The organism is Streptomyces sp. 13-12-16, assembly GCF_002114215.1.
In the GTDB taxonomy this organism is placed as follows: Bacteria; Actinomycetota; Actinomycetes; order Streptomycetales; family Streptomycetaceae; genus Streptomyces.
On the sequence record NZ_NCTE01001140.1, the window covers coordinates 1,568 to 15,360 of the forward strand.

Genomic DNA, 13,793 nt, shown 5'->3' on the forward strand with positions numbered 1-13,793 from the left:
CGGCCGGGACGAGATCGTCTACGGTTCGATGGCCGTCGACGACAACGGCAACGGCCTGTGGACCACCAGGACCGGCCACGGCGACGCCCAGCACCTCGGCGACCTCGACGCGTCGACGTCCGGCCTGGAGTACTACAAGGTCTCCGAGTCCACGGGCCAGCCCGCCGCGCTGTACATCAACCCCTCGAACGGCGCGGTCCGCTGGAAGCTCTCCGCCTGCTGCGACAACGGCCGCGGAGTCGCGGGGGACGTCCACGCGGGCGACTCCGGTCCCGAGATGTGGTCCTCCTCCGACGGCGGCATCCGTGACGAGGGCGGCGGCACCAAGGGCCGCAAGCCCTCTTCCACCAACTTCCTGGCCTGGTGGGACGGCGACCCGGTCCGCGAACTCCTCGACGGCACCCGCATCGACAAGTACGGCACGTCCTCCGACACCCGACTGCTGACCGGCTCGGGCGTCTCCTCGAACAACGGCACCAAGGCCACCCCGGTGCTGTCCGGCGACATCCTGGGCGACTGGCGCGAGGAGGTCGTCTGGCGCACCGGCGACAACAAGAACCTGCGCATCTACTCCACCCCCCACGACACGGACCGCCGCATCACCACCCTCCTCCACGACACCCTGTACCGCACGGCCCTGGCCTGGCAGAACACCGCCTACAACCAGCCCCCGCACACCGGCTTCTTCATCGGCGCCGACATGCCCACGCCGCCCAGGCCCCCGGTCTTCACCCCCTGAGCGGACCTCTTGGACGAACCGGCCGGAACCCCGGCCCGCCCGTACCGGTGTACGGGCGGGCCGGGGGCTTCTCACGTGCTCAGCGAACCGCGCAGGTCCGTTCGCCCAGTCCGAAGACGGTCGGCGCGGTGTTCGTCGCGGACCGGGTCGCGGTGAAGCCGAAGGCGACCGACGAGCCCGCCGCCACCGTGCCGTTCCAGTCGGTGTTGCGTACCGTCACCGCTGGACCGGACTGGGTGGGGGACCCGTTCCAGAGCTGGGAGATCTTCTGGCCGTCCGCGAAGGACCAGTTCAGGGACCAGCCGTTCCAGGCGGCCGAGCCCGTGTTGGTGAGCCGGACGTCGGCCTGGAAGCCGCCGGTCCACTGGTTGGTGATCCTGTAGGTCACCTCGCAGGCGCCCGACGGACCGGGCTCCTCGGGCTCTTCCGGTTCCTCCGGGTCCGTGCCGCCGGTGTCCGCGGTGTCGCCGTAGACGACACCGCGGCCGTTGGTCGCCACGTAGACCCGGCCGTGGACCCGCGGGTCACCGGTGATGGCCGCACCCGTCCAGCCCCACTGGTGGGCGTCGTCGTTGACCCGGGTCCAGGTCGCGCCCCGGTCCGTGGAGCGGAAGATGCCGCGCACGCCGCCGATCTCCGCGCTGGTGAAGAGGGTCTGGTACGAGGCGCCCGGCGCCGCCTTGCCGAAGCCGACGGTGTCGGCCTCGTCGACGTTCGGCAGCTTGGTGAAGGTCGCGCCCGAGTCCGTGGAGTGCCACAGGCCGTACGCGCCGTCGCTCGCCCCGCCCGCCAGCCACACGTCGCCCTTCGCACCCGGGAGTGCCTTGAAGCGCACGCTGTCGCCGGCCGGGAGCCCCGTCGCGGACGAGGCCGTGAACGTCGCGCCGCCGTCCGTACTGACGTAGAACTTCCCGGACTTGAACCCGTAGAACGTCTTCGGGTCCACCCGGTCGGACTCGACGACCGCCCCCGCCGGGATGCCGCTCGACGCCGACCAGGACGTGCCGAACCCGGTCGTGTGGTGCACACCCGCGCCCTGCGGACTCCACACGAACCGGCTGCCGTCGGCCGCCGCCGCGACCGTCCCGCCGCCGCTCACCCCCGAGGGGTCGGTGCCCGCGAACCAGTTGGCGCCGTTGTCCGTCGAGAACGCGATGTGCGGCCCGGAGTCCAGGTTGCCGGCCCGTACCACCGTGTTCGGGTCGGACTCGGCGAAGTCCAGACTCGTCGTCGACGTGAAGTTCGGCTGGGTGAACATCATCGACGGCACCTTGGTCAGGTCCGTGTGCCGGAAGCCGCCGACGTCACCGAGCGCGCTGATCAGCGGGGCGCCCGACGGGGGAGAGATCAGGTCGTTGACGGCCGTCTCCTCCAGGCCCCGCACCATCGGGGTGATGGTGAACGACGTGTCGTCGTCCCAGTTCGTCAGGTTCTCCGTGCCGTAGATCGTCGCGCCCGTCCCGTACATCATCCGGTCGGAGTCGAACGGGTCGATCTCCAGCGCCTCCGTCATCCAGCCCAGCTTCGGCGTCTGTTCCGGCGGCGAGGGGTTCGCGCCCCAGGTCAGCCAGGGGGAGGACGAGACGTCCATCGTGTAGCGGTTCTCGCGGTTCGGATACGACGTGTAGCTCCACGCCTGCGTCCAGGTGCCGCCGCTGTCCGTCGAGCGGAAGATCTGCGTGTCCGGCCACCAGGAGCTGTACGCCGTCGCCATCACCGTGCCCGGGTTCTGCCGGTCCACGGTCAGGCCGCTGAAGCCGTAGTAGGTGTCGGCCTCCGCCACCGGGCTGATGTCCGTCCAGGTGCCGGTCGCCGTCGCGTACCGGTACAGCCGGCCCTTGCCGCCGTCGTACGGGCCGCCGGTGTCGCTGTAGGCCAGGTACAGGTAGCCGTTCTCGGCGTCGAGGACGCCCTTGTGGGCCAGGTGTCCCGTCGGCTGCCCGGCGATCCGCTGCCAGGTCGCGCCCGCGTCCGTCGAACGGTAGACGGCGTTCTCCTTGTCGGCGACCCCGACGTAGATCGTCTTCGTCGCCGCCCCGGCGCCGCCCGTCGACTCGTCGAAGGTGACCCAGGTGATGCCCTGGTTGTCGGACGCGTACCCGGAGGTGTCACCGGGATCCTGCGCGTAGTTCCCGGGGTTGGGGAACGCCGTCACCTCGGACCAGGTGGCGCCCGCGTCGGTCGACCGCCAGAGCCCGTGGCCGCTGGGCGCGCCCAGGTACAGCACATCGTTGTCATGGGGGTCGACCGCCAGCCGTTCCCCCATGCCGCGCCCCGGCATGTTCCCGCCCAGTTTGAACGGCAGCCCGGCCTTCTTCCAGCTCGCGCCCCGGTCGGTGGAGCGCAGGACGGCGCCGTTCGCCGGGTCCCAGTCGTTGGTGTACGTGCCGACCGCCGCGTACACCCGGTCGGGGTCGGCCGAGTCGGAGGCGAGGCTCACCACACCGGTGTGCCCCCAGTCGTCCCAGCCGACCGAGTCGAGCAGCGGGGTCCAGGTCCTGGTGGACTCCTGCCAGCGGTAGGCGCCGCCGATGTCGGTACGGGCGTAGGCCAGGTCCTTCTCACTGCGGTTGAAGACGATGCCGGGCACGAAGCCGCCGCCGTCGATGCGCGCGTTCTTCCAGGTGTAGGTGTCGGCGGCGAGCGTGGTGGCCGGCTCCGGGGCGCCGGCGGCCAGGGCGGGCGGGCCGCCCGCGAGCAGACCGGCCGCAAGCGCGAGCACGGTCGTGAGGACACGGGTTCTTCGCACGGGGGTTCCTTCCTCTTGGGGGGAGGTGGAGTGGGGAGAGCGTGCGAGGGCCGGGCGGCCCCACCGTGCGCGCGTGGGACCGCCCGGCCGTTTGTGGCCCCGGCGTCAGGTGCCGGAGCCGGTACGCGGAGCGTCGGCGGGGGCTATTCGAGAAGCTCCGCGTACGAGCCCAAGGCCAGGGCGATGTCGGCCTGGGCCCAGAACCGGTGGTACGTGAAGGTGGGCGCGGCGCCGCCCGCCAGGTAGGACTCGATCTTCGACCACGCCGGGTCGTCCTGGTAGAAGGAGCGGATCGACTCGAACGTCGACGACGAGTTGATCGTGTCGCCGTTGGGCATGGTGCCGGTCCAGCCGCTCGGGACGTGGATCGGGTCGTCGAAGCGGTTGTAGTCGGCGCGGGTCTCCGGGACGGCGATGCCGAGCGCGTCCTGGTTGTTCTCCCACATGCCGTCCAGCAGCGCCTTGGCCGTGGACGCGGCCTCCGCGTCGCCCGAGCGGTCGGCGTAGTACGTCAGCGTCCTGGCGTAGGCTCCGGCCACACCCACGTCGTTGGAGTAGTCGGCGACCGTGACGTGCAGCCCGCTGTTGGCGCCGGGCGACGACGCGTTCCAGGTGTCGGGCTTGCCCGACCACTGCAGCGTGGCGGGGATCCGGAAGGAGCCGTCGGGGTTGACCGTGGTCTCGGACAGCGCCCAGTCGACCCACTTGTCGAGGACCGACTTGGCGAGGGCGTTGCCGGTCTGCTGGTACAGCTCGGCCACCCGCTCCATCGACCACGCCTGGAAGCCGAACCACTGGTTGGACGGCGGGTCGTGGTAGACCGGCTTCTCGTCGTAGTGCATGCCGTAGAAGGTCGGTGTACCGGACGGCGGGGTGGCGTACCGGCCTGCCCAGCTGTTGGTCGCGCCGCCCGCGATGGCTCCTTCGTCGGACTGCAGCCAGCGGTAGAACTCCAGCTGCCGCTGCATCGACTTGCCCCAGTCGCCCGCGCCCGTCGCCGACTTCGGCTTCATCGGCGCGTACTCGCTCAGCGCGTACGCGGCGAACGGGTTCTGGTAGCCGCCGTGCGCGTGGCTGGAGCCGATGCGCCAGGCCCAGCCCGCGGAGGAGTCGGTGGCGCCGCCCCAGGCGTAGTACCAGGAGAGCAGGTAGTGCGAGGCGTCCTTGCCGGTGCCGGCCGGGCAGGACGGGCTGGTGCAGTTGCCGATCTTCTTGAAGTACTTGTCGTACATGGCGTAGCGCAGGTAGTCACCCATCTTCGCGGCCTTGGCGACCGTCGCGGAGACCTGGGAGCCCTTGCCCTGCTCCTTCGCCCACAGGTCCGCCCAGTACGCGGCCTGCACGGCCCGCGCGTCGGCGTCCGGGGCGTTGGTGAACTTCCACTGCTTGGCGTAGGACGCGTCCTTGGTGAACAGGTCCAGGTAACCGTTCCTGCCGCCGTACTTGAAGGCGTCGCAGGTGGGCTGCGGGACGGTCTCCCAGACCGACTCCTGCGGGCCGCGCTGGAAGGTGTTGATGTACGACGGTCCGGTGTCCGACGGGCCCGCCTCGCACTTGCCGGGCGAGTTGCCGTAGCCGTAGACGTTGTCGACGTCCTGGAGCCAGTGCATGCCGTAGACGTCGTCCGTGCCGTAGGCGGATTTCAGCTCGGACGCGATCGGGTCGGGACCGACCGAGACATTGGAGTCGAGCTGTGACGGGTACTCGTTGGGGGTGTCGTGCTCGGGTGCGTACGTCGCCGGCTTCGAGGCGTTGTAGAAGGAGCTGGTCGACTGGTCGGCGTGGGTCGGGATCATGTACTTCTCCATGATCTCCCAGGCCCCGTTGAACTTGGACCAGTCACCGGTCACCCTGCCGTACGTCGCCTGGAGCCACAGCAGGTAGCTGTACGCCTCCGAGGTGGTCTCGTGGCCGTGGTCCGGCGCCTCGACGATCAGCGTCTCGACCGAGTGGTACGGGATGCCCTCCGGCGAGAAGTAGCCGTTCGCCGGGTCGGTGATCTTCCCGTACAGCTCCAGGAAGCGCGCGTCGTACGTCTTCTGGGCGCCCAGCTGCGTCACCGTGACCGCCGCCTTGGCGTGGCCCGGTGCCGAGGACTCGAAGACCGCCGAGCCACTGCCCGAGGAGTCGGCGGCGATCGTCACCTTCTGCGCGGTGTTCCAGTTCGACGGCGTGAAGGTGAGCGACCCGCCGGCGGAGACCGACAGTCCCGAGTTGCCGCTCGCCCGGCTCGTCGTGACGGTCACGTTCGAGGCCGGCTGCTTGGACAGCTTCACCTCGTACGAGCCCGACTCGCCCTGCTGGACGCCGAGCTGGGACGGCGTGGCCACCACGGCGGGACCCGAGGCGACCGTGATGCCGACCGGGGTCGAGTCGGCGGAGGCGCCCATGCTGTCGTAGGCCTTCGCCACCAGCGAATGACTGCCCACGGTCAAACCGCCGACGGAGAGCGCGAAGGGCGCGCTGGTGTCGGAGCCCAGCAGCTCGGTGTCGTCGTAGAACTCCACCTTGGTGATGGTGGCCTGGTCGGCCGCCGCCGCGGTGGCGGCGAGCGGGATCGTCTCGCCCTGCGTGTAGACGGCGCCGGCCTCCGGGCTGGTCAGCACGGTGATCGGCGGCTGGTGGGCCCCGACGCAGGTGGTGCCGTTGATGGCGAACGACGTGGGAGCGGCGTTGCTGCCGCTGTAGGTGAACTGGCCGCCGGTCGTGACGGCGGCGCCGGCGGCGATCCGGGCGTTGTACCCGGCGTTCTTCACGGTGACGGTCTTGCCGGACTGCGACCAGCTGCCGTTCCAACCGTTCAAGAGTTTCTGGTTGCCCGTGTAGTCGTACGTCAGGGTCCAGCCGTCGATGGCGTCCGAACCGCGGTTGGTGAGGGTCAGATCCACGGTGAATCCGGAACCCCAGTCGTTCGTCTTGTAGTCGACGCTGCACTGGACGGCCGCCGCCTGAGCGGGAGCCGAGCCGGCCGAGAGCATCGTCAGCGGAAGCGCGAGAGCAGCGGCGACGGCCGTCAGTAACCGCCGTAAGCCTCTGCGTCTCCTGGGTGGGGGATGCATGGTGCTGGTTCCTCCTGCGACTCGGACATGTCAAGCCTTGAACCAGTGGGAGCGCTCCCATAGTGAGGATGGGGTGGGGGGCGGTCAAGCCTTGGGGCGAATCGAAAACATTCGACGGTTGAACTTGCGCGAAAGTCGGTTGACCCTCTGTTCTTTACCGTCACTTGGCGCTAGCTTCATGTGCACCAGTGGGAGCGGTTCCATCAGTCGACGCGTCCGTCACGACGCGTCCGAGCTGCAAGGAGTCGCTCGATGCGCCACCCCCCGCGTTCAGTACTTTTAGCCGCCCCCGTGCACGTGTGGAGCACCTGACGCGGGGCGCTCGTTCCCGTGGGATCCACGTGCCGTCCGTGCTGCCCGGAAACCCCCGGCCGGCACCGCAGGCCTGCCCCCCATCAGGTCTGAACGGCATCCCCACCCGTGAGGCACCAGGCCGCGCGATCGTCTGCGCGCGCCCAAGAAGGACAGCCCCCTACGGATAGGAAACCCGCACGATGAGTCGCACCAGAACCGCGCTTCTCGCCGCCATGGCGCTGGTCGCCGGCGCCACCGGGACGGCGATCGCCGCCGTCCCCGGCGCCGCCGGCGCGGCTGCCGCCGTCCCCTGCACCGTGGACTACAAGGTGCAGAACGACTGGGGCTCCGGCTTCACCGCGTCCGTGACGATCACCAACAACAGCGCCGCCAAGTCGTCGTGGTCGCTGAAGTGGTCCTACGCAGGCAACCAGAGGATCGCCAGCGGCTGGAACGCCAAGGTGAGCCAGTCCGGCGCGAACGTCACCGCCGCCAACGAGTCCTACAACGGCACCCTCGCCACCGGGGGTTCGACCTCCTTCGGCTTCCAGGGCACCTACAGCGGCAGCAACGCCGTCCCCGCCACCTTCACCCTCGACGGTGTGACCTGCAACGTCGACTCCGGCGGCGGCCCCACCGACCCGCCGCCGGACCCGACCGGCCGGGTGAACAACCCCTACGACGGCGCCAAGGTGTACGTGAACCCCGAGTGGTCCGCGAACGCCGCCGCCGAGCCGGGCGGCAGCCGCATCGCGAACCAGCCCACCGGTGTCTGGCTGGACCGCACCGCCGCCATCAACGGCGCCAACGGCAAGATGGGCCTGCGCGACCACCTCGACGAGGCCCTGCGGCAGAAGGGTTCCGGCGAGCTCGTCATCCAGCTGGTCATCTACAACCTGCCCGGCCGTGACTGCGCCGCCCTCGCCTCCAACGGCGAGCTCGGTCCGACGGAGATCGACAAGTACAAGACGCAGTACATCGACCCGATCAAGGCCATCCTCGCCGACTCGAAGTACGCCTCGCTGCGGATCGTCACCACGGTCGAGATCGACTCCCTGCCGAACCTGGTCACCAACGTCTCCCCGCGGGCCACCGCCACGCCCAACTGCGACGTGATGAAGGCCAACGGCAACTACGTCAAGGGCGTCGGCTACGCCCTCAACAAGCTCGGCGACGTGTCCAACGTCTACAACTACGTGGACGCCGGCCACCACGGCTGGCTGGGCTGGGACGACAACTTCGGCGCCTCCGCCGACATGTTCAAGCAGGCCGCGACCGCCGAGGGCGCGACCGTCGCCGACGTGCACGGCTTCATCGCCAACACGGCCAACTACAGCGCGCTGAAGGAGGACCACTTCTCCATCGGCGACAGCGTGGCCGGCAAGTCGGTGCGCGAGTCCAAGTGGGTCAGCTGGAACCGCTACGTCGACGAGCTGTCGTACGCCCAGGCGCTGCGCAACCAGCTGGTCTCGATCGGCTTCGACTCGGGCATCGGCATGCTGATCGACACCTCCCGCAACGGCTGGGGCGGTGCGAACCGGCCCACCGGACCCGGCGCCACGACCAGCGTGGACACCTACGTCGACGGCGGCCGCTACGACCGCCGGTTCAACACGGGCAACTGGTGCAACCAGTCGGGAGCCGGCCTCGGTGAGCGGCCGCAGGCCTCCCCGGAGGCCGGGATCGACGCCTACGTGTGGATGAAGCCCCCGGGTGAGTCCGACGGGGCCAGCGAGGCCATCGACAACGACGAGGGCAAGGGCTTCGACCGGATGTGCGACCCGACGTACACCGGCAACCCGCGCAACGACAACAACATGTCGGGAGCGCTGGGCAACGCCCCGATCTCCGGGCACTGGTTCTCCGCCCAGTTCCAGGAGCTGATGAAGAACGCGTACCCGCCGCTGTCGTGACGGGCTGAACCACCGGTCCGCCGGGGCAGGACCTGCCGGGTCCGGCCCCGGCGGACCGCCGCGTACCCCTCCGTACGGCACCCTTTTGCGGAAGCGGCAACGCCGGTTGCCCCCTCCCGGTGCGTCGTCGCACCCTGACGGCATCCGAGCGGAGAGGCTGAGCACCATGGCGCACGACCACGACCACACGCACGACCACCAGCACGGTCATGGGCACGACCACGACTGGGCCGAGCTGGCCCCCCTGCTCGAATCCCAGGCGGAGCTGTTCACACCGCTCTACGAGCGGGCCCTGAACTGGCTGGCGAAGGAGGTGACGGAACCGGGGCTGATCGTGGACGCGGGCAGCGGGCCCGGCGTCATCTCGTGCCTGTTCGCCGAGACCTTCCCGGGCGCGCGGATCGTGGCCGTCGACGGTTCCGAACCACTGCTGGAGCGGGCCGGGGACCGGGCCGGGCGCCAGGGCGTCGGGGACCGCTTCGGCACCCTCGCCGGTGAACTCCCCGAGGTGCTCGGCGAGCTGGACTACCCGGCCGACCTGCTGTGGGCCAGCCGCAGTGTGCACCACCTCGGGGACCAGGCCGCGGCGCTGGCCGCCTGCGCGGCGCGGCTGGCGCCCGGCGGCACGCTGGCCGTGATGGAGGGCGGTCTGCCTCCCCGGTTCCTGCCCCGCGACATCGGGTTCGGCCGGCCCGGTCTCCAGGCGCGCATCGACGCGGTGGAGGAGGAGCGGTTCGGCCGGATGCGGGCCGAACTGCCGGGCTCGGTGGCCGTCGTCGAGGACTGGCCGGCCCTGCTCACCTCGGCCGGCCTGCACCACACCCGCTCGCGCACCTTCCTCCTCGACCTCCCCGCCCCGGTCACGGACCGCGCCCGCGCCTACGTGGTCACCGCCCTCACCCGCACCCGCGAGGTCGTCGGCGAGGACCTGGACGCCGACGACCTCGCCACCCTCGACCGCCTCCTCGACCCCGGCGACAGGGCGAGCGTCCACCACCGCCCGGACGTGTTCGTCCTGGCGGCCCACACGGTCCACGCGGCGGTGCGGCCCGTGTGACGACTTGACTTGGAGAGCTCTCCAAGTGATGGACTCCCCGGCACGCAACGACACACAGGGGGTTTCCATGACCGACTCTCCGGTCGCGCTCATCACCGGCGGGGGCAGCGGCATAGGCGCCGCCGTCGCACGGCGGTTGCTGGACGCGGGGCAGCGGGTGGCCGTCACCGGACGCGGTGAGGAGCGGCTGCGCGACTTCGCGAAGGAACTCGGTGAGCCCGAGGACCTGCTGACGATCACCGGGAACGCCGCCGAGTACGACGACGTACGGACGGCGGTCGACACCGCGCTGACGCGGTTCGGCCGCCTGGACACCATCGTCGCCAACGCCGGTTTCGCCACCCACGACTCGGTCGCCGAGGGCGACCCAGCCGGGTGGACCGAGATGGTGCTGACCAACGTCCTCGGGCCCGCGCTGCTGATCAGGGCCGCCATCGACGCCCTGAAGGAGACCCGCGGGCGCATCGTCCTGGTCGGCAGCGTCGCCGGGTTCGTGCCCACACCGGGCAACTTCTACGGGGCGACCAAGTGGGCGGTGACCGGACTCGCCGAGAACACCCGGCGGCAGGTCACCGAGTGGGGTGTCGGCGTCACCCTGATCGCGCCCGGCCGGGTGGAGACCCCGTTCTGGGACTCCTACGGCAGCCTCCCGCCCGGCGATCTGCTCACCGCCGACCAGATCGCCGACTCCGTCGTGTGGGCCCTGCGGCAGCCCGCCGGTGTCGACGTCAACACCGTGGTCGTACGGCCCGTCGGCCAGCCCAACTGATCACCGCCGACCGGACGCGCGACGGCCTCTCCTCCGGCGGGAGAGGCCGTCGTGTGTGTACGGTCAGCCGCCGTTGAACTCCGCCGGGTGCGACCCGATCCGCCGGTCCTCGTTCAGCGCGCTGATCGCGGCGAGGTCCTCCGCGTCCAGGCTGAACCCGAACACGTCGATGTTCTCCGCGATCCGGGACGGCGTCACCGACTTCGGGATGACGACGTTCCCCAGCTGAAGGTGCCAGCGCAGCACCACCTGTGCCGCCGTACGCCCGTGCTTCTGCGCGATCGCCACGATCGCCGGAATCTCCAGGATCCCCTTGCCGGAACCGAGCGGCGACCACGCCTCGGTCGCGATGCCCCGCTCCGCGTGGTACTCACGCGAGGCGTGCTGCTGCAGATGCGGGTGCAGCTCGATCTGGTTGACCGCCGGGACCACCGACGTCTCGGCGGTCAGCCGCTCCAGGTGCTCCGGCAGGAAGTTGGACACGCCGATGGCGCGGACCCGGCCGTCGTCGAGCAGCTTCTCGAACGCCTTGTACGTGTCGACGTACCGGTCCAGGGCGGGGGCCGGCCAGTGGATCAGGTACAGGTCCACGTACTCGAGGCCGAGCTTCGACAGGGACGTGTCGAAGGCCCGCAGGGTGGAGTCGTACCCCTGGTCGCTGTTCCAGAGCTTGGTGGTGACGAAGAGGTCCTCGCGCGGGACGTCCGACTTCGCGAGGGCCCGTCCGGTGCCCTCCTCGTTGCCGTAGATCGCGGCGGTGTCGATGCTGCGGTAGCCGGCCTCCAGCGCCGTCGTCACGGCCGTCTCGGCCTCCGCGTCCGGCACCTGCCAGACGCCGAAGCCCAGCTGGGGCATCTCGACGCCGTTGTTCAGGGTGATCGGGGGGACCTTGCTCACGAGCTCTCGATCCTTCGGTTGTGGTCAGGTACTACAGGTGTTACCCCCATCGTCAACGATCACGACCCGTGGCGCATTCCTGACCGGGAAATTCATGCCTGGTAGAGCGCCTCGACCTCGGTCTCGTACGCCTTCTCGATCGCCCTCCGCTTCAGTTTCAGCGACGGCGTGAGCAGCCCGTCCTCCTCGGTGAACGGCTGTGCCAGGATCCGGAACGTCCGGATCGACTCGGCCTGCGAGACCAGGGTGTTCGCCGCGACCACGGCCCGCCGCACCTCCGTCTCCAGATCCGCGTCCCGCACCAGCTCGGCCGGTGGCATCCGCGGCTTGCCGCGCATCGCCAGCCAGTGCTCGACGGCCTCCTGGTCCAGGGTGACCAGCGCGGCGACGTACGGGCGGTCGTTGCCGACGACGATGCACTGGCTGACCAGCGGATGGTCCCGCACCCGCTCCTCCAGCACCCCCGGCGAGACGCTCTTGCCGCCGGAGGTCACCAGGATCTCCTTCTTGCGGCCGGTGATGGTGAGGTAGCCGTCCTCGTCGAGGGAGCCGAGGTCGCCGGTGGCCAGCCAGCCGTCGTGCAGGGCCTCGGCGGTGGCCCCGGGGTTGTTGAGGTAGCCGTCGAAGACGTTGTCGCCGTGCAGCCAGATCTCCCCGTCGTCCGCGATGTGCACGGTGACCCCGGGGATGGGCCGGCCGACCGTCCCGTACCGGGTGCGCTCGGGCGGGTTGGCGGTGGCCGCCGCCGTCGACTCCGTGAGGCCGTACCCCTCGTAGACGTGCACGCCCGCGCCCGCGAAGAACAGCCCGAGCCGGCGGTCCATCGCCGAACCGCCCGACATGGCGTGCCGGATCCTGCCGCCCATCGCCGCCCGGATCCTGGCGTAGACGAGCTTGTCGAAGAGCTGGTGCTGCATCCGCAGCGCCGCGGACGGGCCGGGCCCGGTGCCCCAGGCCCTCGCCTCCACCGCGTCCGCGTACTTGACGGCCACCTCGACGGCCTTCTCGAACGGCCCCGAGCGGCCCTCCCGCTCCGCCTTGCGCCGCGCCGCGTTGAACACCTTCTCGAAGATGTACGGCACGGCCAGGAAGAACGTCGGCCGGAACGCGGCCAGGTCGGGCATCAGCGCCGCCGCGTTCAGCTGCGGCTGATGACCGAACTTCACCCTCCCGCGGATCGCCGCGACCTCCACCATCCGCCCGAAGACGTGCGCGAGCGGCAGGAACAGCAGCGTCGCCGCCTCGTCGCCCCGGCGGGAGTGGAACACCGGCTCCCAGCGCTCGATGACGGTGTCCGCCTCGTACATGAAGCTGCCGTGCGAGAGCACACAGCCCTTGGGCCGGCCGGTGGTGCCCGAGGTGTAGATGATCGTCGCGACCGAGTCGGGGGTGACCGCCTGCCGGTGCCGGTGCACCACCTCGTCGTCGAGGTGCGCGCCCGCGTCGTACAGCTCCTGCACCGCGCCCGCGTCGAGCTGCCACAGCCGGCGCATCCGCGGCAGCCGGTCGATGACGGTGGCGATCGTCATCGCGTGGTCCTCGTGCTCCACGATCGCGGCCGTCACCTCCGCGTCGTACAGCATCCACAGGCACTGCTCGGCGGAGGAGGTGGGGTAGACGGGCACGACCTGCGCGCCGATCGTCCACAGCGCGAAGTCGAAGAGCGTCCACTCGTACCGGGTACGGGACATGATCGCGACCCGGTCGCCGAACCGGACGCCGCCCGCGAGGAGGCCCTTCGCGAGGGCGAGCACCTCGTCGCGGAACTCCGCGCCGGTCACGTCCCGCCACCGGCCGGTGTCGTCCTTGCGGCCGAGCGCGACGCGCGACGGGTCCTCCTCGGCATACCGGAAGACCACGTCGGCCAGGCCGCCCACCGGAGGTTCCAGGGCCGACGGAGGGTTGGTGAACTCGCGCAAACCCGCTCCCCGCTCCTCGGCGCCGGAATGGTGCGGCGACGCCCTCGTCCCGCACGGCGCCGTGAAAGCTACCCCACGCGGACGGGGGGCGGGAGGGGAGCGGAAGACGGGCGGAGCTCTCGTCCGCGCTGGTCAGGGGAGGAAAATGCGCCCACATGGGGAAGGGTCGGACAGAAACCTGACCGAGGAGTAAGTTTCGGTGGAGCAATCTCCACCGAATCTGTACGACCTCATGACCGCCCCTTGGGGCGTCCCGCGGCCCCATCGGTCCCAGCGTGCGCGCCGGCCGGAACGTCACCCCCGCCCGCCCCGGTGCAGCCGGTCGCCGCCCGCGAGGATCGCCGACGCCAACGCGTCCGCTGCGCCCTGGGCGGAGGGGCGGCGCCGCCCGTGCGCC

Annotated in this window: 7 protein-coding genes and 1 pseudogene; 4 read left to right on the forward strand and 4 right to left on the reverse strand. The window is 70.5% G+C overall.

Annotation, left to right across the window (positions count from 1 at the left end; translation table 11 throughout):
• Positions 1-739, forward strand: a pseudogene (locus tag B7767_RS36500) (rhamnogalacturonan lyase); the annotation flags it as partial.
• Positions 740-818: 79 nt separating this feature from the next.
• Here the strand turns inward: B7767_RS36500 and B7767_RS36505 are convergent.
• Both B7767_RS36505 and B7767_RS36510 read right to left on the reverse strand, forming a co-directional pair.
• On the reverse strand, positions 819-3,488 hold the full coding sequence (locus B7767_RS36505) for a cellulose binding domain-containing protein (RefSeq protein WP_085575774.1): 2,670 nt from the start codon (positions 3,486-3,488) through the stop codon (positions 819-821).
• Between the two features lie 143 nt (positions 3,489-3,631).
• The gene (locus B7767_RS36510) at positions 3,632-6,547 is read right to left on the reverse strand and encodes a glycoside hydrolase family 48 protein (RefSeq protein ID WP_085575775.1); all 2,916 of its coding nucleotides are present in this window, start codon (positions 6,545-6,547) and stop codon (positions 3,632-3,634) included.
• Positions 6,548-7,041: 494 nt separating this feature from the next.
• On the opposite strand from B7767_RS36510, the gene B7767_RS36515 reads away from it, so the two are divergent.
• The 3 genes from B7767_RS36515 (at position 7,042) to B7767_RS36525 (ending at position 10,580) form a co-directional block, all read left to right on the forward strand.
• The gene (locus B7767_RS36515; RefSeq protein ID WP_085575776.1) at positions 7,042-8,754 is read left to right on the forward strand and encodes a glycoside hydrolase family 6 protein; all 1,713 of its coding nucleotides are present in this window, start codon (positions 7,042-7,044) and stop codon (positions 8,752-8,754) included.
• Between the two features lie 166 nt (positions 8,755-8,920).
• Positions 8,921-9,811, forward strand: a complete 891-nt coding sequence (locus B7767_RS36520) for a trans-aconitate 2-methyltransferase (RefSeq protein ID WP_085575777.1) — start codon at positions 8,921-8,923, stop codon at positions 9,809-9,811.
• Positions 9,812-9,878: 67 nt separating this feature from the next.
• Positions 9,879-10,580 (forward strand): SDR family oxidoreductase, encoded by a 702-nt coding sequence (locus B7767_RS36525; RefSeq protein ID WP_085575778.1) that lies wholly within the window; start codon positions 9,879-9,881, stop codon positions 10,578-10,580.
• Positions 10,581-10,643: 63 nt separating this feature from the next.
• Here the strand turns inward: B7767_RS36525 and B7767_RS36530 are convergent, their stop codons facing one another.
• Entirely contained in the window at positions 10,644-11,477 is an 834-nt protein-coding gene (locus B7767_RS36530; RefSeq protein ID WP_085575779.1) for an aldo/keto reductase, read from the reverse strand.
• A 92-nt stretch (positions 11,478-11,569) separates the two neighbouring features.
• Complete coding sequence (locus B7767_RS36535; RefSeq protein ID WP_085575780.1) at positions 11,570-13,396, reverse strand: long-chain fatty acid--CoA ligase; 1,827 nt, start codon at positions 13,394-13,396, stop codon at positions 11,570-11,572.
• Positions 13,397-13,793 lie beyond the last annotated feature (397 nt).